Source organism: Bacillus sp. C1, from assembly GCF_054570475.1.
On sequence record NZ_JBTMZT010000002.1, the window covers coordinates 1 to 26,699 of the forward strand.

General features: G+C 37.0%; 29 protein-coding genes, 11 tRNA genes and 4 riboswitches. Of the genes, 36 read left to right on the forward strand and 4 right to left on the reverse strand.

Going from position 1 to position 26,699, the window contains the following annotated elements; translation table 11 throughout:
• Nucleotides 1–41: 41 nt before the first annotated feature.
• The 13 genes from ACX5JI_RS06565 (at nucleotide 42) to ACX5JI_RS06625 (ending at nucleotide 3,230) form a co-directional block, all read left to right on the forward strand.
• Nucleotides 42–114: transfer RNA gene (locus ACX5JI_RS06565), tRNA-Ala, on the forward strand.
• 12 nt (nucleotides 115–126) lie between these two features.
• A tRNA-Ser gene (locus tag ACX5JI_RS06570) sits at nucleotides 127–219 on the forward strand.
• Between the two features lie 89 nt (nucleotides 220–308).
• A tRNA-Ser gene (locus tag ACX5JI_RS06575) sits at nucleotides 309–401 on the forward strand.
• Between the two features lie 25 nt (nucleotides 402–426).
• A tRNA-Met gene (locus ACX5JI_RS06580) sits at nucleotides 427–503 on the forward strand.
• Between the two features lie 3 nt (nucleotides 504–506).
• Nucleotides 507–582 (forward strand) — tRNA-Asp (locus ACX5JI_RS06585).
• Between the two features lie 9 nt (nucleotides 583–591).
• Nucleotides 592–664: transfer RNA gene (locus ACX5JI_RS06590), tRNA-Phe, on the forward strand.
• 18 nt (nucleotides 665–682) lie between these two features.
• Nucleotides 683–758 (forward strand) — tRNA-Thr (locus ACX5JI_RS06595).
• A 3-nt stretch (nucleotides 759–761) separates the two neighbouring features.
• A tRNA-Trp gene (locus tag ACX5JI_RS06600) sits at nucleotides 762–832 on the forward strand.
• A 10-nt stretch (nucleotides 833–842) separates the two neighbouring features.
• Nucleotides 843–919: transfer RNA gene (locus ACX5JI_RS06605), tRNA-Ile, on the forward strand.
• 3 nt (nucleotides 920–922) lie between these two features.
• Nucleotides 923–997, forward strand: a tRNA-Asn gene (locus ACX5JI_RS06610).
• A gap of 1 nt (nucleotide 998) precedes the next feature.
• A tRNA-Glu gene (locus tag ACX5JI_RS06615) sits at nucleotides 999–1,070 on the forward strand.
• 310 nt (nucleotides 1,071–1,380) lie between these two features.
• Nucleotides 1,381–1,800 (forward strand): CBS domain-containing protein, encoded by a 420-nt coding sequence (locus ACX5JI_RS06620; protein WP_459500304.1) that lies wholly within the window; start codon nucleotides 1,381–1,383, stop codon nucleotides 1,798–1,800.
• 278 nt (nucleotides 1,801–2,078) lie between these two features.
• A complete protein-coding gene (locus tag ACX5JI_RS06625) occupies nucleotides 2,079–3,230 on the forward strand; it encodes a DUF3965 domain-containing protein (RefSeq protein ID WP_459500305.1) in 1,152 nt (383 codons plus the stop codon).
• 60 nt (nucleotides 3,231–3,290) lie between these two features.
• Here ACX5JI_RS06625 and ACX5JI_RS06630 read toward each other — a convergent pair whose 3' ends face one another.
• Together ACX5JI_RS06630 and ACX5JI_RS06635 are read right to left on the reverse strand one after the other, a co-directional pair.
• Complete coding sequence (locus ACX5JI_RS06630) at nucleotides 3,291–3,632, reverse strand: hypothetical protein (protein WP_459500307.1); 342 nt, start codon at nucleotides 3,630–3,632, stop codon at nucleotides 3,291–3,293.
• On the reverse strand, nucleotides 3,622–3,867 hold the full coding sequence (locus tag ACX5JI_RS06635) for a hypothetical protein (RefSeq protein ID WP_459500309.1): 246 nt from the start codon (nucleotides 3,865–3,867) through the stop codon (nucleotides 3,622–3,624). The genes ACX5JI_RS06630 and ACX5JI_RS06635 overlap by 11 nt, the downstream gene beginning before the upstream one ends.
• A gap of 380 nt (nucleotides 3,868–4,247) precedes the next feature.
• A riboswitch (TPP riboswitch) is annotated at nucleotides 4,248–4,359 on the forward strand.
• 61 nt (nucleotides 4,360–4,420) lie between these two features.
• Nucleotides 4,421–4,523: riboswitch (TPP riboswitch) on the forward strand.
• A gap of 84 nt (nucleotides 4,524–4,607) precedes the next feature.
• On the opposite strand from ACX5JI_RS06635, the gene tenA reads away from it, so the two are divergent.
• The 19 genes from tenA to ACX5JI_RS06730 all read left to right on the forward strand — a co-directional run bounded on the left by tenA (nucleotide 4,608) and on the right by ACX5JI_RS06730 (nucleotide 20,521).
• Nucleotides 4,608–5,303: a thiaminase II gene (gene tenA, locus ACX5JI_RS06640; protein ID WP_459500311.1), complete on the forward strand. Its 696-nt coding sequence runs from the start codon at nucleotides 4,608–4,610 to the stop codon at nucleotides 5,301–5,303.
• On the forward strand, nucleotides 5,272–6,021 hold the full coding sequence (locus tag ACX5JI_RS06645) for an ABC transporter ATP-binding protein (protein WP_459500312.1): 750 nt from the start codon (nucleotides 5,272–5,274) through the stop codon (nucleotides 6,019–6,021). The genes tenA and ACX5JI_RS06645 overlap by 32 nt, the downstream gene beginning before the upstream one ends.
• Nucleotides 6,018–6,770 (forward strand): ABC transporter permease, encoded by a 753-nt coding sequence (locus ACX5JI_RS06650; RefSeq protein ID WP_459500313.1) that lies wholly within the window; start codon nucleotides 6,018–6,020, stop codon nucleotides 6,768–6,770. The genes ACX5JI_RS06645 and ACX5JI_RS06650 overlap by 4 nt, the downstream gene beginning before the upstream one ends.
• Nucleotides 6,767–7,768 (forward strand): ABC transporter substrate-binding protein, encoded by a 1,002-nt coding sequence (locus tag ACX5JI_RS06655; protein WP_459500314.1) that lies wholly within the window; start codon nucleotides 6,767–6,769, stop codon nucleotides 7,766–7,768. Before ACX5JI_RS06650 ends, ACX5JI_RS06655 begins: the two co-directional genes overlap by 4 nt.
• Nucleotides 7,769–7,778: 10 nt before the next feature.
• Nucleotides 7,779–8,399, forward strand: coding sequence for a thiazole tautomerase TenI (tenI, locus tag ACX5JI_RS06660; protein WP_459500315.1), 621 nt, complete (start codon nucleotides 7,779–7,781; stop codon nucleotides 8,397–8,399).
• Entirely contained in the window at nucleotides 8,392–9,501 is a 1,110-nt protein-coding gene (gene thiO, locus ACX5JI_RS06665) for a glycine oxidase ThiO (protein ID WP_459500317.1), read from the forward strand. Before tenI ends, thiO begins: the two co-directional genes overlap by 8 nt.
• 15 nt (nucleotides 9,502–9,516) lie before the next feature.
• Nucleotides 9,517–9,720, forward strand: a complete 204-nt coding sequence (gene thiS / locus ACX5JI_RS06670; protein ID WP_459500319.1) for a sulfur carrier protein ThiS — start codon at nucleotides 9,517–9,519, stop codon at nucleotides 9,718–9,720.
• A gap of 2 nt (nucleotides 9,721–9,722) precedes the next feature.
• Nucleotides 9,723–10,493 (forward strand): thiazole synthase, encoded by a 771-nt coding sequence (locus tag ACX5JI_RS06675; RefSeq protein ID WP_459500321.1) that lies wholly within the window; start codon nucleotides 9,723–9,725, stop codon nucleotides 10,491–10,493.
• A complete protein-coding gene (locus ACX5JI_RS06680) occupies nucleotides 10,486–11,502 on the forward strand; it encodes a thiazole biosynthesis adenylyltransferase ThiF (protein WP_459500322.1) in 1,017 nt (338 codons plus the stop codon). Before ACX5JI_RS06675 ends, ACX5JI_RS06680 begins: the two co-directional genes overlap by 8 nt.
• A 6-nt stretch (nucleotides 11,503–11,508) precedes the next feature.
• Nucleotides 11,509–12,330, forward strand: a complete 822-nt coding sequence (gene thiD / locus ACX5JI_RS06685; protein WP_459500324.1) for a bifunctional hydroxymethylpyrimidine kinase/phosphomethylpyrimidine kinase — start codon at nucleotides 11,509–11,511, stop codon at nucleotides 12,328–12,330.
• A gap of 248 nt (nucleotides 12,331–12,578) precedes the next feature.
• A riboswitch (cyclic di-AMP (ydaO/yuaA leader) is annotated at nucleotides 12,579–12,725 on the forward strand.
• A 96-nt stretch (nucleotides 12,726–12,821) separates the two neighbouring features.
• Nucleotides 12,822–13,220, forward strand: a complete 399-nt coding sequence (locus ACX5JI_RS06690; protein ID WP_459500325.1) for a hypothetical protein — start codon at nucleotides 12,822–12,824, stop codon at nucleotides 13,218–13,220.
• Between the two features lie 16 nt (nucleotides 13,221–13,236).
• Nucleotides 13,237–13,464 (forward strand): hypothetical protein, encoded by a 228-nt coding sequence (locus ACX5JI_RS06695; protein WP_459500327.1) that lies wholly within the window; start codon nucleotides 13,237–13,239, stop codon nucleotides 13,462–13,464.
• A 266-nt stretch (nucleotides 13,465–13,730) separates the two neighbouring features.
• Nucleotides 13,731–13,877, forward strand: a riboswitch (cyclic di-AMP (ydaO/yuaA leader).
• Nucleotides 13,878–13,978: 101 nt separating this feature from the next.
• Nucleotides 13,979–14,083 (forward strand): signal peptide protein, encoded by a 105-nt coding sequence (locus tag ACX5JI_RS06700; RefSeq protein ID WP_459500328.1) that lies wholly within the window; start codon nucleotides 13,979–13,981, stop codon nucleotides 14,081–14,083.
• A complete protein-coding gene (gene kdpF, locus ACX5JI_RS06705) occupies nucleotides 14,080–14,160 on the forward strand; it encodes a K(+)-transporting ATPase subunit F (RefSeq protein ID WP_000972376.1) in 81 nt (26 codons plus the stop codon). The genes ACX5JI_RS06700 and kdpF overlap by 4 nt, the downstream gene beginning before the upstream one ends.
• Nucleotides 14,161–14,179: 19 nt before the next feature.
• Nucleotides 14,180–15,847 (forward strand): potassium-transporting ATPase subunit KdpA, encoded by a 1,668-nt coding sequence (gene kdpA / locus ACX5JI_RS06710; protein ID WP_459500329.1) that lies wholly within the window; start codon nucleotides 14,180–14,182, stop codon nucleotides 15,845–15,847.
• A 13-nt stretch (nucleotides 15,848–15,860) separates the two neighbouring features.
• Nucleotides 15,861–17,954 (forward strand): potassium-transporting ATPase subunit KdpB, encoded by a 2,094-nt coding sequence (kdpB, locus tag ACX5JI_RS06715; protein ID WP_459500331.1) that lies wholly within the window; start codon nucleotides 15,861–15,863, stop codon nucleotides 17,952–17,954.
• An 18-nt stretch (nucleotides 17,955–17,972) separates the two neighbouring features.
• Nucleotides 17,973–18,554, forward strand: coding sequence for a K(+)-transporting ATPase subunit C (gene kdpC, locus ACX5JI_RS06720; RefSeq protein WP_459500332.1), 582 nt, complete (start codon nucleotides 17,973–17,975; stop codon nucleotides 18,552–18,554).
• 55 nt (nucleotides 18,555–18,609) lie between these two features.
• Nucleotides 18,610–19,764: a KdpD-like non-kinase potassium sensor gene (gene kdpDN, locus ACX5JI_RS06725; RefSeq protein ID WP_459500334.1), complete on the forward strand. Its 1,155-nt coding sequence runs from the start codon at nucleotides 18,610–18,612 to the stop codon at nucleotides 19,762–19,764.
• A 184-nt stretch (nucleotides 19,765–19,948) separates the two neighbouring features.
• Entirely contained in the window at nucleotides 19,949–20,521 is a 573-nt protein-coding gene (locus ACX5JI_RS06730) for a cupin domain-containing protein (protein ID WP_459500336.1), read from the forward strand.
• A 124-nt stretch (nucleotides 20,522–20,645) separates the two neighbouring features.
• On the opposite strand, the gene ACX5JI_RS06735 is transcribed toward ACX5JI_RS06730, so the two are convergent.
• A complete protein-coding gene (locus ACX5JI_RS06735) occupies nucleotides 20,646–21,854 on the reverse strand; it encodes an MFS transporter (RefSeq protein WP_459500338.1) in 1,209 nt (402 codons plus the stop codon).
• Nucleotides 21,855–21,997: 143 nt separating this feature from the next.
• Between ACX5JI_RS06735 and ACX5JI_RS06740 the strand changes: the two genes are divergently transcribed.
• The 3 genes from ACX5JI_RS06740 (at nucleotide 21,998) to ACX5JI_RS06750 (ending at nucleotide 24,228) form a co-directional block, all read left to right on the forward strand.
• Entirely contained in the window at nucleotides 21,998–22,459 is a 462-nt protein-coding gene (locus ACX5JI_RS06740) for a MarR family transcriptional regulator (protein WP_459500339.1), read from the forward strand.
• 424 nt (nucleotides 22,460–22,883) lie between these two features.
• Nucleotides 22,884–23,741, forward strand: coding sequence for a patatin-like phospholipase family protein (locus tag ACX5JI_RS06745; protein ID WP_459500340.1), 858 nt, complete (start codon nucleotides 22,884–22,886; stop codon nucleotides 23,739–23,741).
• A 283-nt stretch (nucleotides 23,742–24,024) separates the two neighbouring features.
• A complete protein-coding gene (locus tag ACX5JI_RS06750) occupies nucleotides 24,025–24,228 on the forward strand; it encodes a hypothetical protein (RefSeq protein ID WP_459500341.1) in 204 nt (67 codons plus the stop codon).
• A gap of 43 nt (nucleotides 24,229–24,271) precedes the next feature.
• On the opposite strand, the gene ACX5JI_RS06755 is transcribed toward ACX5JI_RS06750, so the two are convergent.
• Nucleotides 24,272–25,573 (reverse strand): NCS2 family permease, encoded by a 1,302-nt coding sequence (locus ACX5JI_RS06755; protein WP_459500342.1) that lies wholly within the window; start codon nucleotides 25,571–25,573, stop codon nucleotides 24,272–24,274.
• Between the two features lie 231 nt (nucleotides 25,574–25,804).
• On the opposite strand from ACX5JI_RS06755, the gene ACX5JI_RS06760 reads away from it, so the two are divergent.
• A complete protein-coding gene (locus tag ACX5JI_RS06760; protein WP_459500343.1) occupies nucleotides 25,805–26,671 on the forward strand; it encodes an SDR family oxidoreductase in 867 nt (288 codons plus the stop codon).
• Nucleotides 26,672–26,699 lie beyond the last annotated feature (28 nt).

A 26,699-nucleotide genomic window follows, 5' to 3' on the forward strand; every position in this document is an offset into this window, starting at 1 on the left:
GGGGTCGCAGGTTCAAATCCTGTCTTCCCGATATTTGTTTTGGGGCCTTAGCTCAGCTGGGAGAGCGCCTGCCTTGCACGCAGGAGGTCAGCGGTTCGATCCCGCTAGGCTCCACTTTAGTTATATGGAGGTATACCCAAGTCTGGCTGAAGGGATCGGTCTTGAAAACCGACAGGCGGCGAGAGTCGCGCGGGGGTTCGAATCCCTCTACCTCCTCCATTTTTTATAACTAAAATGGAATGATTTAATAGTTAATTAAAACTATTAGATATAAAAGATAATAAGAATATGATTGATATTTACTTCATGGAGGTATACCCAAGTCTGGCTGAAGGGATCGGTCTTGAAAACCGACAGGCGGTGAGAATCGCGCGGGGGTTCGAATCCCTCTACCTCCTCCATTTTTCTTGAAAAGTATTATATCATCGCGGGGTGGAGCAGTCTGGTAGCTCGTCGGGCTCATAACCCGAAGGTCGCAGGTTCAAATCCTGTCCCCGCAACCAAATGGTCCCGTGGTGTAGTGGTTAACATGCCTGCCTGTCACGCAGGAGATCGCCGGTTCGACCCCGGTCGGGACCGCCATTTATTTTTGGCTCGGTAGCTCAGTCGGTAGAGCAGAGGACTGAAAATCCTCGTGTCGGCGGTTCGATTCCGTCCCGAGCCATCTTTTTTTGTCTGAAAAGCCGGCTTAGCTCAATTGGTAGAGCAACTGACTTGTAATCAGTAGGTTGGGGGTTCAAGTCCTCTAGCCGGCACCACTTAGGGGCATAGTTTAAAGGTAGAACTGAGGTCTCCAAAACCTCCAGTGTGGGTTCGATTCCTACTGCCCCTGTAGAAAATATGGGCCTATAGCTCAGCTGGTTAGAGCGCACGCCTGATAAGCGTGAGGTCGATGGTTCGAGTCCATTTAGGCCCACCATATTCCGCAGTAGCTCAGTGGTAGAGCTATCGGCTGTTAACCGATCGGTCGTAGGTTCGAGTCCTACCTGCGGAGCCATGGCCCGTTGGTCAAGTGGTTAAGACACCGCCCTTTCACGGCGGTAACACGGGTTCGAATCCCGTACGGGTCATTATTTTAAGGTCATCAGAAATGTTATGAAATTAACATTTCTGATGACCTTTTTTGTTGTATCGATAGTTGGAACTGTGGTGACCTCTATCTGGATATTATGTGTGGTTACTTCTATAGCAACCGGCCCTTTGAGGCATGATTGTTAAAGCTTCAGTTGCACTGTTACTAGGGGGTTAGGTGTGCTCTTGGGTGGATGCTCTAATAAAGATTGCAAGGAAAGAATGGTTAATTCCTTCCTGATATACCACATGAAATAAAGGGGATTTGGAAAAGCTATAGTATGTATAAAAAGGAGGGAATAGAACCGCATGTCAACAGTTAGAGAATTTATGAGTACCAATGTTGTACAGTGTACACCACTAGATAATGTATATGAAGCTGCTGTAAAAATGAAAGAAGAGAAAATTGGAGTAATTCCAATTGTAGAGAACAATCAGGTGATTGGTCTTGTTACAGATCGTGATTTAGTTGTTCGTGGAATTGCTGATAAGCATCCGGGATCTAATAAAATTACAAATGTGATGACAACAGAAATTGTTTCGGTATCTCCTGATGATGCTATCGAAAAGGCTACAGAATTAATGGCTCGTTATCAAGTGAGAAGGTTACCAGTAGTTGAGAATGGTCAATTTGTGGGAATGTTATCGCTAGGAGATTTAGCTGTAACAGAAAAGGCTGATGACCAAGCAGGGTTTGCTTTAAGTGAGATTTCTGAGCATACAGAATGAAGATTATATAAATGATTTTGCCACTTGCAAATAGTATATTTGAATACCTTCTGTAAATTGCAATGGATACGTTTTATACAAAATATTATTAAAACGTATCCATAATGTTAATTTCCCTGAATTTTAATGAACAATGTGTATTATTAACTTTTGCTAGGATAAAAAATGATATAATAGATAATAAGTTTCATAAATTTTTAAAAATATATTAACAATATTCTGGTCACTTACTAAACTACCAAAAATTATATAAAATAAATAGAAAAGGAGGGGAAATGATGGAGGATGTACAACATAATCCGAACTGGAATTTAGTTACAGATGTCTACGTGGCCCCTGATAACTTTGCGGATTTATTGTCTTTACTTATACCGAGGCAGCCGAAGGGCGAGGGGAAAGAGCGGACAATTTTAGCTTGGAAGAAAAAAGAATTTTATAAACAAGAGAACTTGGCTCCATTTATTTTATATGGAATGAATCAAGTAAAGAGTTTACCACAGTTTCATAAGGATGAAATACCAACTTTAGTTCGTATTGTTCATTTATGCCATAAAATTGGCTGGTATAAGGAAGCTTATACATTTATGGTGGACCATAAATTAGAGGAATTTGTACATACATCTATGGAATACGAAACGTGGGACATGTTAACTGAAGTTGTGGCTTGGAATTACTTAATTGTAAAGTATCGAATTGGAAAATTAGAAAATGAAGATATATTGATATGGGAAAGAATTAAATTTAATGAAGAGTGTATTGAAAAATATAAACATTTATTGTCTCATAAGGAAGTAATGGAACTTACATTCTTTTATATTTGCAAACAAGCAAAACGATTGTCTAAAGAAGAATTAGATCGAGAGATGATGAATTTAGCAATATACTGTAACACGTACGTTTATGACTTATACATATATGATTTGTTAAAAAAATATCGTAAGTGTACGGATTTTTTAACGTATTATGGACCGAGTCGTCCTGTTGTTGCATGTCAAAAGGCTGTAATTGCTCAAATTTCCGATCGCCTGAATCCGTTAAAGACTACACATGTGGATGATTATCTTTATGTAATGAAGGAAATGATGGAGCATATGTCATTTGAGTTTATGAATCGATATGAGCACTTTATCGGAAAACTATTATCTTATGTGCCATTTTTTGAAATGATTCAAGTTCCACAACATGCATATTATTGTGAAGAGCTAATGTATGTGTGTAAAGGAATTGAATATAAGGAAGAAATTTTGCGGAATTATATTTTTATACAATTACATGATTGTTTGCCATCATTTATTAAACAATTTTTAAAAAATAAGCGTTATGCAACGATTCATGATATTTTATTTTACTGGTGTGATGATGAACAACGAATGAGCTTAGAGAAGAAGTATAATTTAAGCTTTATTTATGAACGGTATGCGTGTGGATAAAGAGAAGTTGTTATATATACAAAAGGGGATCTCACTTCGATTGAGGTCCCCTTTTGTAGTTTAAGCTTCAGCTCTTTCTTGTTGCTTCTTACGGTGATCAGGAATATAAATATATTGGGAAATAAAAAGGAGCACTCCAATAAAAAATACAGGGAGTATAGCAGCGATATGGAACCCACTATAAATAATATTTACAATTAAACCGCTTATAATGAAAAGTGCAGTATATATATGAGAAATTTGCTTTTTTAGTCGGATTTTGAATGCTTCCATTAAAGCTTCGAGGGCAACAAAAGCGATAATAATACTTAAAAACACAATGTTCGTATTGTAAATTATTAAGCAACAGATTAATCCGAGAAAAGCCAAATATTCAATGATTAAAGGGATATTACGCGGCATATAGTATTACCACCGAACTAAATAATGAAGTGGACTTACTGCGGTTATGTTTTGTTAAAGAGTTATTAGCTCTTGTATTTATTTCATTATTAGAATATAATGTTTTTGGATTGGTTTTTATAGATTGAGTGTTTTGTGCAGACAATTGTTGAGCTGTTACAGTACGTGTATCTACTTGATTTATAGGTGGAAGTAGAGATGCGACTGTAGTTAAAGCTGGAGCTTTCTGTTTCATCTAATATTAGCCCTCCCATAGATGTATTCATATGTTTTTTATTATAGTATAAAGATATAATGCTTTGTGCATAGTTCACATAACTGTAATAGGAAATAAGAACAAAAAACTATTTTTTAATGAAATTGAAATATATGACAAGAATAATAGATAAATAACTATTAGAATATGGACAATATGCCAATTATATATAAATACAAATTGAAAAACTGACATAAAAACCATTTCTTTTTAGATGGGAGAGAGGATCTCTGTCTGTTTTTCATAACCATAATGTATCTGTTAGAAAATCAAAATGGATTTATATATAAATAAGAATGTACGAAGGTAAAACAGTTGCTGATGACCTATGACAGTGTTATACTGACTATGGTAATTTCATATTATGCTAGGAGAGCTGGTGTTGCCAGTTGAGAGTAAGACCGGAAGTCTTTGATCCTTTAACTACCTGATCTAGATTATGCTAGCGTAGGGAAGCAATTCGGACTTGAGTAGTAGGTCCCCGTTTCTTTGCGTAAAGAAACGGGGCTTTTTTATTTCATAATTTAATAATGAAAACCACTAGGGGTGCTTTATAGGCTGAGAGAGGAATAATCCTTAACCCTTACGGACCTGATCTAGATAATACTAGCGAAGGGAAGTGGAACAACGAATAAATGTATTTTTATTTGCTGTAACCACTTCTTATATAGAAGTGGTTTTTTATTTGGATAAATACATATAAGGAAGGGGAAATAGAAATGAAGTTTTGTGAGAGATTGTTTGAAACGGTGCAGCCGGTTTGGGAGAAAAGTCATAATCATCCGTTTGTAACTGGAATGGGGGATGGTACGTTAGAAAAAGATAGATTTCAATATTACATCATACAAGATTATTTATATTTGCTAGACTATGCAAAATTATATGCAATTGGTGTTGTGAAAGCAAATAATCCACAAGTGATGGCGAAATTTGCAGAGCAAATAGATGGCATTCTAAATGGAGAAATGACAATTCATAAACAGTATGCAAAGCGTCTTGGTATTTCTGTACAAGAGATGGAAGAAGCAAAGCCATCTGCTAAAAATTTAGCGTATACAAACTATATGATGTCAGTATCTCAAAATGGTACACTTGCGGAATTAATTGCAGCACTTCTCCCGTGTATGTGGAGCTATTGGGAAATTGGAAAGCGTTTAAATGATATTCCATCCGCGAGGGATCACGAATTTTTTGGGGAGTGGATTCAAGGGTATAGCTCCGAAGAATACGGAAACCTCTGCATTTGGTTAATGGACTTGTTAAATGAACTAGCTGATGGGAAATCTGAACAAGAGTTAGCTCGATTAGAAGAGATTTTCTTATATTCCAGCCGATTTGAATATTTATTCTGGGATATGGCATATCGTAAGGAGATGTGGGGTTTTGAGGAGCAAGAGCATACTACAGTTTCATAATGTTTTATTTCATTATGATGAAAAGCCAATTCTTAATGGGCTAAATGTTTCTATACAAGAAAAAGAGTTTGTTAGCATCATTGGACCGAGTGGCTGTGGCAAAAGTACATTATTTCGTTTAATTACAGGGTTAGAAGATGCGGCGGCTGGAACGATTCAGCTGACAGAAACAAAGAGTCACCCTGTAGGATATATGCCGCAAAAAGATATGCTTTTGCCGTGGAGAACAATTATCGAAAATGCGGCCTTGCCATTAGAATGTCAAGGTGCAAAGAAAAAAGAAGCACATGTAAAAGCAAAGGAACTGTTACAACAATTTGGTTTACAAGGATACGAGAACAAATATCCGAAAGATTTATCAGGTGGTATGCGGCAACGAGTATCTTTTATTCGAACTTTATTAACGGGTGGGGATATTTTATTGTTAGATGAACCGTTTAGTGCACTAGACGCATTAACGAAAGCAACGCTGCAAGAATGGTTGTTTGAACAATGGGAACAGTGGCAAAAAACAATTTTATTTATTACACACGATGTAGAGGAAGCGCTTTTTCTTTCTAACCGAATTTTAGTTGTGACTGAGCAACCTATTACAACTTTGACCGAGCGAATCGTACCGCTTGGAATGGATCGTTCAAGAAAAGATTTGCATAGGCCCGAAATATTAGCCTTAAAGGATGAGCTACTTAGTATGCTAAAAAGGCAGGTGCTCGTATGAAACGAGTGACGGAGTTATTGCCTGCGCTGATTTTGAGTAGCATACTGCTCGTAGCCTGGGAAGTGGGGGCTAGAATTGTAGACGAGATGTACATTTTGCCATCTCCTACTGCAATTTTAGTTAAAATGTGGGCGCTGCGTGAAATATTATTTACTGTTCATTTGCCGGCAACTTTATATGTAGTCTTAATTGGAGTTGTTATTTCTGTCGTACTGGGTGTTGGCTTAGCGATATTAATGAATGCTAGCATATGGATGGAACGAGCATTTTACCCGTTACTAGTTGCTTCACAAACGATTCCAATAACGGCGCTAGCGCCATTATTCGTCTTATGGTTTGGATATTCCATTTGGAGCAAAGTAATCGTTACAGTTTTGATTACATTCTTCCCAATTGCAGTAAATACGTATGATGGACTGCGGAGCACGAAAAAAGAATGGGAGGAGCTTTTGGTAACATACGGCGCGACGAAAAAAGATATTTTTCTAAAGTTAAAGTTGCCATCTGCACTTCCGTACTTTTTCTCTGCTTTGAAAATTGCCGTTCCACTTAGTGTCATTGGTGCGGCAATTGGTGAGTGGCTTGGTGCACAAGCCGGCTTAGGATACTTTAGTAAACGAATGATGACGCAATTAGATGGGGCAGGCGTATTTGCACCGATTGTACTCTTATCATTATTAGCTATTTTCTTTGTATTACTTGTTTCTATATTAGAAAAGAAACTTATTAGTTGGAGGAAACATTCATGAAGGTACTGAAACGCATCTTTGTATTTACATTATTAGTTGCCCTAATTGCAGGATGTTCTAGTAATTCAGCATCAGATAAGAAAAAGAAAGAGAAAGAAATTACAGTGATGCTCGATTGGTATCCAAATGCAGTTCATAGTTTTATCTATGCAGCAATGGAAAAAGGATACTTTAAAGAAGAAGGGGTAAAGGTGAACATAAAATTCCCGTCTAATCCAACCGATCCATTAACGTTAGCTGCCGCTGGAAAAGTAACGGTTGGTTTATATTATCAACCAGATGTTGTTATGGCAAAAGCAAATGAGCAAATTCCAGTAAAATCAATTGGAGCTGTGGTTCGTTCACCATTAAACCATGTCGTATCGTTAAAATCAGCTGGTATTGCCTCGCCAAAAGATTTAGAAGGTAAGACAGTTGGTTATTCTGGAACCCCTTTAAGTGAAGCGTATTTAAAAACGATGGTAAAAGAAGCTGGTGGGAATCCAGATAACGTAAAAGTAGTAGATGTAGGATTTGATTTAGTACCAGCGCTAATTACAAAAAAAGTGGATGCTGTAACAGGCGCTTATATTAACCATGAAGTTCCTGTTATGCGTCATCAAGGACATGAACCAGCGTACTTTAACCCAGCTGATTATGGCGTACCAAATTATCATGAGCTCGTTTTTGTAACAGGTGATAAAACATTGAAAAAAGATAAATACGCGTTACAAGCATTTTTACGTGGTGCACAAAAAGGATATGACTTCATGAAGAAAAATCCAGATGAGGCGCTTCATATCTTATTAGACCATCAAGAAAAGGAAAATTTCCCACTTGTTCCGGAAGTTGAAAAAGAAAGTATGAAAATTTTATTAGAGAAAATGGAAACGAAAGATGAGCCATTTTTATCAGATACGAAAGAGTCATGGGAAAAGCAAAATAAATGGTTGAAAGAAAAAGGGATGACGAAAGAAATTGTTCCTGCCAATGAATTATTTGAAAATATTTTAAAGTAGGCGAATGAATATGAAAGCTGAGTTCCATGTGATCTCCAATGGTCAAATGAAGTTCGATGAGTTAGCAAATGTAGCGATGCAAATTGAGAGTGAGATTGACTATTTGCATATTCGTGAGCGGGAAAAAAGTACGAAAGAATTATATGAAGGTGTGGAAAGTCTCTTAAGGAGGGGCTTTCCGGCATCTAAGCTTGTGATGAATGACCGGATTGATATTGCAATTTTATTACATATCCCTCGCGTACAATTGGGGTACCGAAGTGCTGATGTTAAGTCTGTGAAAGAAAAGTTTTCTTATTTGCATGTTGGCTATTCTGTACATTCCTTAGAAGAAGCGATAACAGCTTTCAAAAATGGTGCAGATTCTCTTGTTTATGGTCATGTATTTCCGACAAATTGTAAGAAGGATGTTCCGGCAAGAGGATTAGAAGAAATTTCAGACATGGCAAGACGATTAACGATACCGATTACAGCTATTGGAGGGATAACACCTCAAAATACAGGAGAAGTACTTCGGTCAGGTGTGAGCGGCATTGCTGTTATGTCTGGAATTGTAAATGATTGTAACCCATATGAGAAAGCGAAGTTGTACAAGGAAACAATAAGAAAGTGGGCGGAAAATCATGAGTAAGAAATATGATGTAGCTATTATTGGTGGCGGTGTAATTGGGAGTGCCGTTGCACATTTTCTAGCAGAAAGAGGATACCAAGTTGCGATTGTTGAGAAACAAAGAATTGCGTCTGAAGCTTCTCAGGCAGCGGCAGGTTTACTTGGTGTACAGGCGGAGTGGGATGCGTACGACCCGCTATTTGAGCTTGCTAGAGAAAGCCGCACAATATTTCCGCAACTTGCAGAAGCGTTACGTGAAAAAACAGGTATTGATATTGGGTATGAAGAGAGAGGGATATATCGCATTGCCCAAAATGAAGAAGAGAAGATAAGAATACTAAATATCATGAATTGGCAACAGAAAACGGGTGAAGAATCGTATTTTATATCAGGGGATCAGCTTCGTGAAAAAGAGCCATATCTCTCTCCGTCCATTATAGGTGCTGTGTATTATCCGAAAGATGGTCATGTCATTGCACCGGAACTTACAAAGGCATTCGCACACTCTGCGGCTATTTCTGGTGCTGATATATACGAACAAACAGAAGTATTAGATATCAAAATAGAAAACAACCGAGTAGAAGGAATTGTTACGAATGAAGGTATGATCGCATGTGAAAAAGTAGTTATTGCTGGTGGGGCATGGAGTACGAAACTTCTTCATTATTTTCATAAAGATTGGGGTACATATCCTGTAAAAGGAGAAGTTGTTGCCATAAAGAGCCATAAACTATTACTGCGATCTCCTATTTTTCAAGAGCGATTTTATATCGCACCAAAGCGTGGGGGACGGTATGTCATTGGCGCAACAATGAAACCTCATACGTTTAACAAGTTTGTACAACCAGAAAGTATCACTTCGATATTAGAGCGTGCGTATACCATTTTGCCGGCTTTAAAAGAAGCGGAGTGGGAAAGTACGTGGGCAGGATTACGCCCACAATCTAATCATGGAGTTCCTTATATGGGAGAACATGAGGAAATAAAAGGGCTGTATGCTTGTACGGGTCATTACCGAAACGGAATTTTATTAAGTCCTGTTTCTGGTCAATATATGGCGGATGTAATAGAGGGGAAGCAAGGGAATCATTTACTAGATTCATTGCTTTCAAAAACGGTTTAGAAAGGAGATGGAAGCTTGAACTTAAAAATTAATGGTAGGCAAATAGAAGTACCAGAACATATTAAGACAGTAGCACAATTGCTTACACATTTAGGATTAGATACAAAAATTGTTGTAGTAGAACGGAACCAAGATATTTTGCAAAAAGAAGATCATCAAAGCGCATCTGTTTTTGATGGAGACCAAATTGAGATTGTAACTTTCGTAGGAGGCGGTTGATTATGTTAAAGATTGGACCATTTACATTCAATTCTAGACTTTTATTAGGCACAGGTAAATTTTCTGATTATGATGTACAACGGAAAGCAATTGAAGTATCAGAGGCAGAAATTTTAACATTTGCAGTACGCCGTATGGATATCTTTGATGCGGACCAACCCAATTTGTTAGAAAAAATTGATGTAAAAAAATATACATTACTACCAAATACAGCAGGAGCAAAAACGGCTGAAGAAGCAGTTCGAATTGCGAAATTAGCAAAAGCTTCAGGGCTGTGCGACATGGTAAAAGTAGAGGTCATTGGTGATGACAAAACGTTATTACCAGATCCAGTGGAGACTTTAAAAGCTTCTGAAATGTTGCTAGAAGAAGGATTTATCGTTCTTCCTTATACATCTGATGATGTTGTATTAGCTCGTAAATTACAAGAGCTAGGCGTACATGCGATTATGCCTGGTGCATCACCAATTGGTTCAGGACTTGGTATTGTAAATCCATTAAACTTAAGCTTTATTATTGAACAAGCAAATGTACCGGTTATTGTTGATGCTGGCGTTGGTAGCCCAGCTGATGCAGCATTTGCAATGGAGCTTGGGGCAGATGGTGTGTTATTAAATACAGCTGTCTCCGGAGCGAAGGACCCTATTAAAATGGCGGAAGCAATGAAGTTAGGTATTCATGCAGGACGTCTAGGATTTGAAGCAGGGCGTATTGTACGTAAGCGCTGCGCGACAGCAAGTAGCCCGTTAGAAGGAATGAGTCTAGTTGAATAGTCGTTATTCCCGCCAAGAGTTATTTTCACCAATTGGAGGAAAGGGACAGCAAAAGATAGGAGAAAAACATGTTCTAATCATCGGAGCTGGAGCACTTGGTAGTGCAAATGCAGAAATGCTTGTAAGAGCGGGAGTTGGACATGTAACAATTGTAGATCGCGATTATATTGATTGGAGCAATTTACAACGGCAGCAGTTGTATAGTGAGGAGGATGTGAAACATAATCTTCCGAAAGCGATAGCCGCACAAAGACGTTTACAAGCGATTAATAGCAATGTAGTTGTGGAAGCATATGTGCAAGATGTGACAGCAGAGGAATTAGAGCAGCTTGTTACAAATGTCGATGTGATGATTGATGCGACTGATAATTTTGAAACACGTTTTATTGTAAATGATATATCACAAAAATACTCGATTCCATGGATTTACGGAGCATGTGTAGGAAGCTACGGTCTTTCTTATACGATTTTACCAAGGCAGACTCCGTGCCTATCTTGTCTATTACAATCTATCCCGCTTGGCGGAGCAACATGTGATACAGCAGGAATCATTTCACCTGCTGTATCTCTCGTTGTTTCTCATCAAGTAACGGAAACTCTTAAACTTTTAGTAGAGGATTATGACTCACTTCGGGATGGACTTCTATCGTTTGATGTATGGAAAAATGAATATTCATGTATGAATGTGCAAAAGCTTCGAAAACATAATTGTCCATCTTGTAGTGCGGAGGCAATCTATCCGTACTTAAGTAAAGAGAACACATCGAAAACAGCAGTTTTATGCGGGAGAAATACGGTTCAAATTAGACCGCCTTATGGAGAGCTAGATTTTGAACGATATAAAGAGCTGCTGCGTGACCGTGTAGTTGATCTAACAGTGAATCCATATTTATTATCATTTTCGATCGAAGGAAAGAGGCTCGTTGCGTTTCAAGATGGGCGTGTACTTGTACATGGAACGAAAGATATAGTAGAGGCAAAAACGATTTATCATCGTTATTTTGGATAGAAAAGGATGAGTGAGATGAAAGTGAATAAAGCTTTAACAATTGCTGGATCAGATAGTGGCGGTGGTGCAGGTATTCAAGCTGATTTAAAAACATTTCAAGAGTTAGGTGTGTACGGAATGACAGCTATTACAGCTATTACAGCCCAAAATACACTTGGCGTGCAAGGGGTATACCCTGTTGCACTAGAAGGGATTAAGGAGCAGTTAAACTCTATTGGTGCTGATTTAACACCTGATGCGGTTAAGCTTGGTATGTTGTTTAGTAGTGAAATTATTCAGGTCGTTGTAGAGCATATTAAAAAATTTGGCTGGAATAATATTGTACTAGATCCTGTTATGATCGCAAAGGGCGGTGCATCGTTATTACAGCAAGAGGCAGTGCAAGCGTTGAAAGAACATTTGCTACCTCTTGCAACAGTTGTGACGCCGAATGTACCAGAAGCAGAAGTGTTAACTGGGATGGAGATTCATAATATAGCAGATAGTAAAAAAGCTGCAAAGATATTGCATGAACTAGGGGCGAAGTATGTGCTTATGAAAGGGGGACATGCTGCGTATCAAGGGGACGAAGTGATCGATTTATTATTTGACGGTGAGAAATTTACAGAGTATAGAAGTGAACGAATCGATTCAAAACAAACGCATGGTAGCGGTTGTACATTCGCGTCTGCTGTAACGGCAAGTCTTGCAAAGGGGTATGAAATTAAAGAGGCAGTGCAAGAAGCTAAACAGTTTATTACTATAGCAATTGAGCAGCAATTACATATTGGAAGTGGTCATGGGCCAACGAATCATTTTGCATATAAACAACGAAAAATGAACGTATAAATATTTATTTTTCAGTTTGTTGGGAAACAGGGGCTATGGGTTCCTGTTTTTCTTGTCGTTTTTTGTTGGCTAGTCGATATCCTTTGTCGAATCGCTAATATATTGTGAGAAACGGTTGATATATTTGAAAAATCGCTGATAAAATTTCATTCACCACTTTATACGAATAAATTTCGTCAGATTACCATGTTTCTTTTTTATTGTTTACTTTTACCAAATGTAGGAGTAATATATCATCCAGAATTAACTTTTTGACAGCGCTGAGTCCAAGTTTATGGAGCGGAGGAACCAAATTGTGCATTGTCACTAGGGGTGAATCTTTCATTATGAAAGTAGGGCTACTCTCAAAGTCCGAATCCGACAGCTAACTTCGTAAGCGTATTGAGAGAGGATGGTGCACGGATGGATACATCGCTTCACCGGTCTGATTAGTATAAAAGAATAGTAAATTACTATATTGAAATTCTTTTATACTAAGGAGGATGAGATGCATGGATGAGAAAAACGAAGTAACACTCATTTGTGTAGGCGAAGAGGAAAAGGTAAATAGTTTGCGAAATTTAGTACCTTTTCAAAGTCATATGGTCATTTTTACAGTAAGTGAACGCGTAGCTGCTGAAGTACGAGCATATGGATTTGAAGCAACATATTGCTGTAATGAGGAGCAAGATTTATCTAGCATTTGTAGCGGAATAAAAAAAGTAATTTTACTAGGAGATGAACTGCCAACGGTGAGCTTTTTCACCGAACGTATTCGTTTTTCTTTTCAAGCACCTATTACGGTTGTCACAAGAAATAAAAATTATCCAGTAAAGCTCTATCAAACAATTGGAGCTAAATTTGTAGTATTTACAAATTGTGATAATATTTCCTTTTTATTTTTTGAATAGGGTGGAGGAAGCGGAGATGAAGGTGTTATTAGATCAGGATATAGCGAATCGTTGGGCCGTATCGAAGGAGCGCATGCAAGAATTAGCAAGAGATCCTATGTTTCCAAAGCCGTATATGATATTGCCATCAGAAGAGAAGTTATATTTAGAAACAGATATTATTACGTATGAAATGCTGCATGTGGAACTAACACAGGTCTACATTCGTGGGAGAAATTTGCGGTTGTTTTTACGAAATGAATAGATTTATCATGAAGAAGAGAATGAACCCAGGGTACGATATAAAACGTATTCAGGTTCATTCTCTTCTTTTTTGTTTCATATTAAAAGTTCATTTCAAGGAAAATGAAAGAAAAGCTAAGAAAATAGATGATACAAGATTAATATTAGTGAATGTAAGCGTTAAAATGGTGGAATATTTTATTATTTGAGGTAATTAAACCCTTTACAAGTCAAATATAGAGGAGTATATTTACATTCATAAATTGTTTCATAAAAATTTCCAAAAACAACCTGATATCGCTGAGTCCAATTTATTTGGAGCGGGGGAACCAATTTTGTGCATTGTCACTTGGGGTGAATCTTTCACTGTGAAAGTAGGGCTACTCTTTAGGCCCGAATCCGACAGCTAACCTCGTAAGCGTTTGGAGAGGAGGTTTACTTTTGTGTTGTTCATTTTTGAACACTGAGTAGATCCTCGGTGTTCTTTTTTTGATGCTTAAATGGTAAAATTTTACACTAGAATAAGGGGGATTATAATGCTTGATGTTGTGATGATCGGAATCTGTGTTGTATTGGTAGCATCTATGATAGGGCTTGCGAGCTGGTCAGATAAAGTGGTGAAAGAAGGGAAATCGAAATGATGATTGCCTTATCAATTATTGTTGCAGCGATTACGGTGTATTTAGTTTATGCGTTATTAAATCCAGAAAAGTTTTAATTAGGGGGAATCGTTTATTATGATTTGGGTTGCAGTTGTTATCACAATGCTATTATTCATTCTCGTTGCAAAGCCAACTGGAATTTATTTAGAAAAAGCGTTCCAAGGTAGTAGAAAACTAGATAAAGTGTTTGGACCCTTTGAAAATCTTATTTTTAAAATCACGGGGATTAAGCCGTACAATCAAACTTGGAAGCAGTATGCATTATCATTAGTTGCACTGAATGGTTTTATGATTGTTGTTGTATATTTCATTTTCAGATTGCAAGGGGTATTACCGTTAAACCCAGCACATATTGAGGGAATGGAGCCAACGCTTGCTTTTAATACAGCAATCAGCTTTATGGCAGATACGAACTTACAGCATTATAGCGGTGAAAATGGATTATCTTATTTATCACAGTTAATTGGAATTACATTTTTAATGTTTGCTGCACCGGCAACAACACTAGCACTTGTAATGGCTTTTATAAGAGGGTTAGCAGGTAAGGAACTAGGGAACTTTTTCGTTGATTTTACTCGAGCTTTAACAAGAGTTTTTCTTCCGATTGCATTTGTTGCAGCTCTGATTTTTGTTGCACTTGGTGTACCGCAAACTTTAGGCGAGGCGGTTACAGCACATACAATTGAAGGGGTAAAACAAAGTATTTTACGCGGTCCCGTAGCTTCATTTGTTGCAATTAAGGAACTTGGTAATAATGGTGGTGGATTCTTTGGTGCAAACTCCACACATCCATTTGAAAATCCAGGGCAAATCAGTAACATTTTGCAAATGATGCTTATGATGCTATTACCAACAGCCCTGCCGTTTACGTATGGACGAATGGTAGGGAATAAAAAACAAGGACGTATCCTTTTCGTTTCATTATTCATGGTATTTTTAGTTGGTTTTACAACGATTGTTTCATCTGAATTAAATGGGAATCCAGCATTAAATCAAATGGGTATGGAAAACGTACAAGGTAGTACAGAAGGAAAAGAAGTACGATTTGGAACAGTCTTTTCTTCCCTGTATGCGACAGTGACAACAGCAGCTGAAACAGGCGCGGTTGATACAATGCATGACACGTTAACGCCGCTTGGCGGGGCAGTGCCACTTGTAAATATGATGTTAAATACAGTGTTTGGTGGGGTTGGAGCCGGCTTTGTCAATATTATTATGTATGCAATTATAGCAGTCTTTATATCTGGATTAATGGTTGGACGGACACCAGAGTTTCTGGGTAAAAAAATTGAAGGGAAAGAAATGAAGTTAATCGCGGTAACAATATTATTCCATCCATTGCTCATTTTAGGGTTTTCAGCATTGGCCCTTTCAACGCCTTTAGGAACAGATGCAATTTCTCATTCAGGTTTTCATGGTTTAACCCAAGTTGTATATGAGTATACCTCTTCTGCTGCTAATAACGGATCAGGATTTGAAGGACTAGGGGATAATACACCATTTTGGAATATTACAACGGGTTTAGTTATGTTTTTAGGACGTTATTTCAGCTTAATTACAATGTTAGCTGTTGCAAATTCATTGAAAGAGAAAACAGTAGTACCAGAAACAGTCGGAACATTCCGAACAGATAACGGTTTATTTGGTGGGATTTTCATTGGAACAATTGTAATTGTTGGGGCATTAACATTCTTCCCGATGTTAGTGTTAGGACCAATTGCAGAATTTCTTACATTGAAGTAATGGAGGGTAAATGATGAGACCTGTAGTGGTAAAAGAGAAACAACAGTCAATTCCATCGTCAATACATGCTATAGAAAATGAAGTTAGACGAGCAAAAACAATGGATCGTGATATTGTTACCCATGCGATGAAGCAATCACTTGTGAAGTTGAATCCGAAAGTAATGGTGAAAAATCCAATTATGTTCGTAGTGGAAATCGGTTTTATAATTACGTTCATTTTATCATTTCTTCCAAGTGTATCTAGTACGATACCAGGGTGGTTTAATATAACAGTGTCCCTCATTCTATTATTTACAGTTCTATTTGCTAATTTTGCAGAGGCACTGGCTGAAGGGCGCGGAAAAGCGCAAGCTGACTCTTTGAAACAATCGAAGAAAGACGTATTTGCAAATGTCGTAAAAGAAAATGGAAAAATCGTTCAAGTTTCAGCGACTGAGCTGAGAAAAGGTGACGTTGTCATTGTAAAGCAAGGGGAAATGATTCCAAGTGATGGTGAAGTCATTAAAGGTTTGGCATCAGTGGATGAATCAGCAATTACAGGTGAATCTGCGCCTGTTATTAAAGAAGCAGGTGGTGATTTTTGTTCCGTAACAGGTGGCACAATGGTTGTTAGTGATGAGATTACAATTTCGATTACAAGCAACCCAGGTGAATCATTTATAGATAAAATGATTTCTTTAGTAGAAGGAGCCGCTCGTCAAAAAACGCCGAATGAAATTGCTTTAAATACAGTATTAACAAGTTTAACACTTATTTTCTTAATTGTTGTTGTAACACTGCCGATCTTTACAAATTACTTAGGGTTTAAAATTGATACAGCTATACTTGTTGCGCTTCTCGTTTGTTTAATTCCAACAACAATTGGTGGTTTATTATCAGCTATCGGGATTGCTGGAATGGACCGTGTAACAAAGTTTAATGTATTAGCAATGTCAGGGAAGGCTGTAGAAGCTGCTGGTGATATTAACACAATTATTTTAGATAAAACAGGTACAATTACGTTCGGGAATCGGATGGCACATACATTGCTTCCTGTAGGAAATGAAACAATTGAACAATTAGGGAAATGGGCAGCACTAGGATCGGTTTTAGATGAAACACCAGAAGGGCGATCTGTTATAGAGTATGTAGATTCAAAAACTTTTTCTTACAATAGAGAACTCGCAGAACAAGGAGAATTTATTCCATTTAAAGCAGAAACAAGAATGAGTGGTGTGGACTTACCTGATGGAACAAAAGTAAGAAAAGGAGCAGTTAGTGCGGTTATTGAGTGGGTACAAGCGCAAGGTGGGACGGTGCCAAAAGATGTGAATCAAAAAGCAGATTTCATTTCCAAAGAGGGCGGAACACCGCTTGTAGTTGCAGTGGATAATCGTATTTATGGATTAATCTATTTAAAAGATACAGTAAAACCTGGTATGCGTGAACGTTTTGAACAACTTCGCCATATGGGAATTAAAACAGTGATGTGTACAGGAGATAATCCATTAACAGCAGCAACGATTGCGAAAGAAGCAGGCGTAGATGAGTTTGTTGCAGAATGTAAGCCAGAAGACAAAATTGCTGTAATTAAAGCAGAACAAGACAAAGGGAAACTTGTAGCAATGACGGGCGATGGTACGAACGATGCACCAGCGCTAGCGCAAGCTGATGTAGGTTTAGCGATGAATAGCGGAACAACAGCAGCGAAAGAAGCAGCGAATATGATTGATTTAGATTCCAATCCAACGAAAATTATTGAGGTTGTAGGGATTGGTAAACAATTATTAATGACACGTGGTGCGTTAACAACATTTAGTATCGCGAATGATATTGCGAAATATTTTGCGATTATTCCAGCGATGTTTACATTAGCGATTCCGCAAATGGAAGCACTAAATATAATGAAACTCAATTCGCCGATTTCAGCAATTTTATCAGCGTTAATCTTTAATGCAATTATTATCCCATTACTCATTCCTTTGGCAATGAAGGGGATTGCGTATAAACCGATGAGTTCCAATGCATTACTTGGTCGTAACTTATTGATTTACGGGCTTGGAGGAGTCATTGTTCCGTTTATTGGGATTAAAGTAATTGATATAATGGTAGGATTGTTTATATAAGGAAGAGGGGAAAAGAAAATGGAGAAAAAACAAAGTATACTTTCACCAGTCATTCGTGTTACTTTTACATTTCTTGTCCTATGCGGGCTTTTATACCCACTGCTTGTAACTGGAATTGCACAAGCGGTTATGAAGGATAATGCGGATGGTAGTCTTTTATATAATGAAAAAAATGAAGTAGTTGGTTCAAAATTAATCGGACAAAATTTTAAAGACCCTCGTTATTTTCATGGACGCGTCTCTAGTATAGAATATAAAGCTGAAGCATCGGGATCAAATAACTATGCACCATCTAATCCTGATTTAGCAAAACGTGTAGAAGAAAGTGTAGCAAATTGGAAAGCTAAAAATCCGGGTGTTCCGATTACAGAAGTACCGATGGATTTAGTGACGAATTCAGGTTCAGGACTCGATCCGGATATTAGTCCGAAAGCGGCTTACGTACAAGTCGATCGCATTTCGAAATTAACAAATATTCCAAAAGAGAAATTGAATCAAATTATAAAAGAACAAACAGAAGGTGCTGCATTGGGAATATTTGGGGAAGATCGTGTGAATGTTTTAAAATTAAATGTAGAATTACAGAAATTAATGAAATAATAACGTTCCTACCTCAATCTCATGGATTGAGGTAGAACTGTTTCCTAGGAAGGGTGTGTGCATCGTGTATGCAGATGATTATAAACCAGCATTTCAAAGGCGAACGCCAGAGGAATATTTAGAATATATCAGGCAGCAAAGTCGCGGGACATTAAAGCTATATGTAGGTGCCGCTCCAGGAGTAGGGAAAAGCTATAAAATGTTGTTTGATGCACGGGAAATGCAAAAAGAAGGTATTGATATTGTAATTGGTTTAATTGAAACACACGGGAGAAAAGAAACAGAAGAAGCAATCTCGGATTTAGAAAAGGTTCCTTTAAAAGAAATAGATTATAAAGGGAAGTTATTTTATGAGCTTGATGTAGAGGGAATTATAAAGCGAGCACCGCAAGTAGTAGTAGTTGATGAATTAGCACATAGTAATATACCAGGGTCTAAACATAAAAAACGTCATATGGATGTAGAAGAACTGTTGGAGGCCGGAATCTCGGTATTATCAGCGTTTAATATTCAGCATTTAGAAAGTGTTCATGATATTGTGGAACAAATTACAAATGTGAAAGTAAGGGAGCGCATACCGGATTTTGTTTTACAAAAAGCAAATGAAATTCAGCTTGTGGATGTTACCCCTGAAGTATTGCGAAAAAGATTAATAGATGGAAAGGTATATAAGGAAGAAAAAATTCAGCGTAGCTTACAAAACTTTTTTACGATTAATAATTTAGGGGCTTTACGAGAGTTATCACTTCGTGAAGTGGCCGATGATATGGATGAGAAGATTAGTCAAGCAGTAGCGGAACCAATTGGTGTAAAAGAAAAAATTCTCGTTTGTGTGCAATATAGTTCAACAGCAGAGAAATTAATAAGACGTGGATGGCGTATGGCCAATCGATTAAATGCTGCATTATATGTGTTAAATGTTGAAAGAGAGAATATAGAATCGTTATCGGCAGGGAAACGACAAACGATTGATGAATGGCAAGCTTTGACGAGTCAATTTCATGCTACTTTTTTATTAGAAGAAGCAAAAGGAAGAAAGCCAGCTGACGTCATTATTGAAGTAGCGGAACGATTACAGGCTACACAAATTTTACTTGGTCAATCAGCTAGAACAAGATGGGAAGAAATTCGAAAAGGCTCAATTGTAAATGAAATTATGAGACAGACGAAACATATTGATATTCATATTGTGGCAGATCAGAGAGGATAAAGTGTTTCTCTTTTGTTAAGTTAACGGGGCGGTTATCTTCAATAACTATAAAATGTTAAGGGGGAAATTGTTTATAATTTTGTATTGTTATTGTTTTACTACTGCCCATTTTTTCCTATTTTGCACCCCTATAAATAGGCAACTGCATAGGATAAAAGGAAAATAATGAAATCATGAGAGGAGTATGCATATGTACCTTAAATCATGCTATCAATGGCAAAATCCCATGTATAACAACTGGAATCACAACAATTGGATCTATAATTGGAATCCTTATTATTACAATAGGAACAATAACTATTGGAATAATAACTGGAATCCTTATTGCAGAAATATTATAGTGAAAGATTATGGATCAAAACCATTTGTAGTGAATATTGACCAAGTTACTAAACAAAATAATACTTACCGTACTGCTTTATGGACAGGGGAAAACTTACAGGTTACTCTGATGAGTATTAATGTTGGAGATGACATAGGTTTAGAGGTCCATCCAACAACTGATCAATTTATACGTATTGAAGAAGGGCATGGACTTGTTCAAATGGGTGATAGCAAAGATAAATTAGATTTTCAAGAAATGGCCTATGATGACTATGCGATTATGATACCTGCTGGAAAATGGCACAATGTAACCAATCTGGGGAATAAACCACTTAAAATTTATTCTATCTATGCACCGCCAGAGCATCCATATGGTACAGTTCATGAAACGAAAGCAATTGCCATGTCTACCGAAGAACATCGCTATTACTAATTAATAGTTAATCGAGTGAAAATTATTATTTGAAAGGTGTTTTGGATTACCATTCCAAAACGATCTAAAGAGAGAGTCCAAGTGCAGTAAAGGAACTGTTTTTGGACATTCTCTGTTTTACATGTTATTTAACCTTTTTAATCTCGTTTTTTCTTGTGTGATAACAAGTTAAATTTTTCATTGTATATAAGACCACGATTAGAAAAAGAACTGCCCCTGTAAAGAAAATCCAAAAGTAATTTTGATTAAATAATAGAAAACCACCTACAATGGGCCCTGTACCCATGCCAATATAACGAATAAAGTTATAAATTCCAATGGCAGTTGCTCTTGCTTCTATGAATTCTTCTGTCAATAAAGTGGTATGTGTCGGCATGGATAACCCCATGCTAAAACCGTATAAGGATGTGACAAGGAGAACCATGGGAATACTTAGATGGTATGTGAAAGAGAATAGAATGATACATATGATATTGAAAAAGCTAGTAATCAGTAAGGCTTGTTTTGTAGTAAGAAATCTTTGTGAAAACTTGTAGCAATAACTTCCTAGCATAATGAATAGGGACATTGGCACAAACATCATTCCAATTTCACCTGCGTTTAGATGAAATAGATTTGTTAATAAATCGGGTAAAAAAACGAGAAAACAAAAATAAATACAAAACTGCATAAAGCCAATAATTGCAATAGTAAAACCAATTCTGTTTTGTAAGATGCGCCAATAATTATGTGTTGTTTTGGCTTTTTTAGATGTAGATGGTTTTGTCTCGGGAAGCAATATAATATTGATAAGTAATAAGATCACACCAACCGTAGATAAAAAAAGAAAAATAGATACGTGACCGTTTATACTGCCAAGGTAGCCGCCCATGAGAGGAGCTACTGCAGGCGCAAGAGCAAGTATCATTTGATAAAGGCTCATTGCTTTTCCGCGCTCATTTCCTTCAAATAAGTCACCGATAATAGTAGCCGCTACAACAGGGATGGCTGCTATTCCTACTGCTTGAAAGGCCCTGAAAATAAGAAATATATAAATATTTGTTGTAAAAGCGCAGCCAATGGCACCGATTGTACTAATAAATAGACTAGGAATTAAAATATATTTACGTCCCTTTGCATCAATTAATGGCCCGTAAATGAGCTGCATAATTGCAAGAACAAACGTAAAAATAGAAACGGTTAAATTTGTAAGATAAAGAGAAGTGTGAAAAGAACGTTGAACGATTGGCAAGATTGGTGAGTAAATATTTTGAGCGAACGAACCTAACAATGCACTCGTGCAAACAATGTATAAAATAGATTGTAATTGAGATGAAGAGAGTGTCTTTTTCATTGTAAAACCTCCTTTTGTTTCCTAGGAAACTATTTTAATGATACCATTATTTTCTTTTTTGTAAATAGGTGTGATTTTTTTGTTTTCACTACAAAATGTTATAAAATATAATTGTTTCTTAAGAAACTAAGGGGGGCATTTAAGTGGAACGAACAAATGAGCAAAGGGAAATATTAGCGGAAATTCGTACGCTTTTTCATAAAAAAGAAGAGTATATGAAGGAAAAAGGTGATTGTTTTCTTCGTGAGACAGGTGTAAGTGGTATGTCTTTATCAGAACTACACGTAATCCAGTGTATAGGAAGAAAAGGTTTAATAAATGTAACAGCGATTACGGAAGAGATGGGAATGACAAAGGGAGCTATTTCTAAAATTTGTACAAAGTTGTTTCAGAAACAATTCGTTGAAAAGATGAAGATGGTAGATAATCAAAAGGAAATATTTTTTCGTTTAACCGAGAGTGGAAATGAAATTTATGTGGCGCATGAAACATTACATCAACAGGCCGAAGAAGAATGGTTGTTACTGTTAAGTAAGTATACAGAAGAGGAACTAGCTTTCATTCAAAGGTTTGTAAAGGACATAGCAAATCATTTAAAAAGGTAAAGAGAAGAGTTTTTTCTTCTCTACAAGCCTTCTGAATATGGTTTTTGTAAAGAGTTTTATATAATAGAGAGAGATACTTAATGATGTGAATAGTTAAAGAGTCTATGTATATAAGTCCAAATTAAAAAACTACCATCAAACCATTTTTTTCAGATGGATGAGAGGATCCGGCCATGGATAGAAGCGGTCAGTGCCTTTTTTAGCCCCATTTCATGTGAAAACAGACGGAGAAAATGAGTGCAGGTCTCTGTCTGTTCCTCATAACCATAATGTATCTGTTAGAAAATCAAATTGGATTTATATAAAATGATAAAACTAGTTTTTGGAATGGTAGAGAGGATCCGCTCGTGGATTTTTAATTGCTATAGCCACGACTTATATACTGGAAAATCGAAATGAATTTATATAAAGAGGAGAGAAAGCGATGCTTGAAAATACGGGTTTAGTATTAGAAGGCGGCGGTATGCGCGGCGTATATACAGGTGGAATACTGGAATACTTTATGGAACAGGATTTATATTTTCCGTATGTTATTGGTGTTTCAGCGGGGGCGTGCCATGCGGCGTCGTATCTTTCGAGACAAAGAAATCGAAATAAAACAGTGAATATTGATTATGCAACGCATCCGAAATATTTATCTTACAAAAATTTATGGAGAAAACGTCAGTTATTTGATATGGATTTTATTTTTCATGAGATTCCAGAAAAGCATGTACCATTCGATTTTGACACATATTTTAATGGGCCAGAGCGTTTTCTTGTAGGAACGACAAATTGTGTAACTGGAGAACCGATGTATTTTGAAAAAGAAGGTACAAATGAAGAGGCATTAACATTATTACAAGCTTCTAGTTCATTACCATTTATTGCACCTATTGTGAATTATCGTGGTAAACAACTATTAGATGGCGGAATTTCAGATCCGATTCCAGTTCGAAAAGCACAGCAAGATGGCTATAAGAAATCGGTTGTCATTTTAACGAGAAATCATGGATACATGAAGAAAAAATCAAAATTTGGATGGATTGCGGCAAAGGCTTATAAAAAATATCCGGAGCTTGTAAATACGATGCTTTCTCGTTATGAAGTATACAATGAGACGCTACATTATATTGAGAAAGAAGAGCAAGCTGGTAATCTATTTGTCATTCGTCCAGAAGTACCGCTTCAAGTAGACCGAATGGAAAAAGACCCGCAAAAACTGCAAAATTTATATGAACAAGGATATAAAGATGCTGCGAGACAATTTGCAGATTTACAGGCGTTTTTACAAAATGAATGAAAAAACTCTTTAGGAGTTTTTTTTCAGAGTGTTGGGAAACAGGAGCTAGGTGCTCCTGTTTTTTGTCGTTTTTTGTTGGTTAGTCGATATCCTTTGTCGAATCGCTGATATATTTTAATTTACGGCGATATATGATGAGAAACGATCGATATATTTGAAATATCGTCGATAAAATTTCATTCACCACTTTATCCCGCATTAATGGTCTGTAAAAAACTGAATATAAAGTTTTTTGGGGTTTTCATGGTATAATATGGATATAACATTTGAAGGAATGATACATATGGAAAATGTATACAAGGGACTTAGATTTACTGGACGTATGGCAATGTTCATTTTTGGAGGAGTCTTTTTACTGCGCTTTCTGATTCATGATGAACTGTTGTTAGATCAACTCATTGGTTTTAGTGTAGGGATGGTGATGTTTATTTCTTCGTTTTTGATTCAAAAATATAGTAAAGAACTACAAATAAATGAGAAATATTAAAAAAAGCCTCGGCTCACAAATTTTGTGAGCCGAGGCTTTTATATTAATGCGGTAAGAAAATTAATTGATAAGCGAACAAAATACCAAATACATATACAAGTGGATGGACAGCGCGAAATTGTCCTTTTGCCATTTTCATCAGTGGATATGAAATAAATCCAAGTGCAATACCTGTTGCGATACTTGATGTAAGCGGCATACTCAAGATTACTAAGAATGCAGGGAACGCTTCGTCAAATGTATCCCAATCAATGTGACGTACAGCACCCATCATAAGACTGCCGACAATAATTAATGATGGCGATGTAATTGCTGAAACGCCAGAAACAGCTCCTACTAGAGGACCGAAGAATGCAGCAACACCAAATAGTACAGCTACTGTAATTGTTGTTAAGCCAGTACGTCCACCAGCTGCTACACCTGCAGATGATTCAATGTATGCTGTTGACGGTGTTGTTCCGAACATAGATCCAATCGTTGCTGAGAACGAATCAGATAGAAGAGCTCGTCCCGCTTTTGGAAGTTTTCCGTCTTTCATAAATCCACCTTGCTGAGCAACGCCAAGTAGTGTACCTGTTGTATCGAATAGCGTAACAAGGAAGAAAGAGAATACAACGCCGTATAATCCATAATTAATAACATCGGAAACAGCTGTAATTGGGTTAGAAACGATGATTCCTTCCGGTAATCCCGGCATGGATGTAATCCCATTTGAGAATGTTAATTGTCCTGTGAAATAAGCGATGATTCCTGTTAATAACATGCCGAAGAATAGTGCGCCATTTACATTTAAAGACATAAGAACAAGTGTAATCCCAAGACCAGCTAATGCGAGTAATACTGGAGCAGAGTGAAGATCTCCAAGTCCAACTAAGTTCGTTTCATGTTTTGTTACAATGCCTGTCATACGTAAACCGATAAAGGCGATAAATAAGCCGATACCAGCAGTAATTGCATGTTTTAAGTTTTCAGGAATAGCTTCCATTAATTTTGTACGGAAAGAAGTGAATGATAACAAAATTAAAATCATACCTGCTACAAATACAGCAGAGAATGCAATTGCGAATGTCATACCTTCATGAGCTTTTACAACAGAGTAAGAGAAATAAGCATTTAGTCCCATACCTGGTGCGATTGCAATTGGTAAGTTTGTAAAGATTGCCATAAATAATGTTCCAGCAACAGCTGCAATAATCGTCGCTGTAAATGCTTGTTCAAATGGAACACCTGCATCACCAAGGATAACAGGGTTTACGACAATAATATATGCCATTGTTAAGAAAGTAATGATACCTGCCATAATTTCAGTTTTTATAGAAGTTTTATGTTTTGAAAGGTTAAACATATAAACATCCTTTCTGTTTACGAATAATTTTCACGACAGTTATATATAATATTCGTTTTTAGAATGTATTGCAAGAGTTTTACACAAAAAGTTTATAACAATTCATATTTTATGTTTTAATTTCGAATGTTAATCAAATAATCGTTTCTATATTTCGTTTTTTCTTATATAAGTACTTTTTATCATTGTGTACATGATAAGAAAGAGAACTGTAAAGGAGTTGAATGATGTATGCCAGAACAAAAAAAATTTATAACGTTGCCACCGCAGCATCAAAATAGGCAGCCAGGAATTGAATCGATGATGAATCCTCTCCCGAAGTACGAAGATACTAATTATCACGGGAGTGCAAAATTAAAAGGGAAAAATGTACTGATTACAGGGGGAGACAGCGGAATTGGAAGGGCGGTATCCATTGCGTTTGCAAAAGAAGGGGCAAATGTTGCGATTGCTTACTTAGATGAAACAGAAGATGCAAACGAGACAAAACGGCTTGTTGAGAAACAAGGGCAAACATGCATATTACTACCAGGGGATTTAAGTAGTGAACAACATTGTCAGCAAGTTGTGAAAGAAGCTGTGTCTCAGTTAGGTGGCTTAAATATCGTTGTCAATAATGTGGCTCAGCAATATCCGCAGCAAAGTTTAGAATATATTACAGCGCAGCAACTTGAAACAACATTCCGCATTAACATTTTTTCCTATTTTCACGTTACAAAAGCTGCACTCGCACATTTAAAACAAGGGGATGTCATTATCAATACAGCATCAGTTGTTGCGTATGAAGGAAATGAACAGCTGATTGATTATGCTGCAACAAAAGGAGCAATTGTTGCTTTTACACGTTCACTTGCAAAATCGTTAGTTCAAAAAGATATTCGCGTAAATGGCGTGGCACCAGGACCAATTTGGACGCCACTCATTCCATCAAGTTTTGATAAGAAGAAGGTATCTGAATTTGGAAGTAATGTGCCGATGAAAAGGCCGGGGCAGCCATATGAATTAGCACCTGCGTATGTATATTTAGCTTCAGAGGATTCTACGTATGTTACTGGGCAAATGCTTCATGTAAATGGTGGTGTAATGGTGAATGGATAAGTTAAATTTAAAGCAGCTCTCCGCTTTT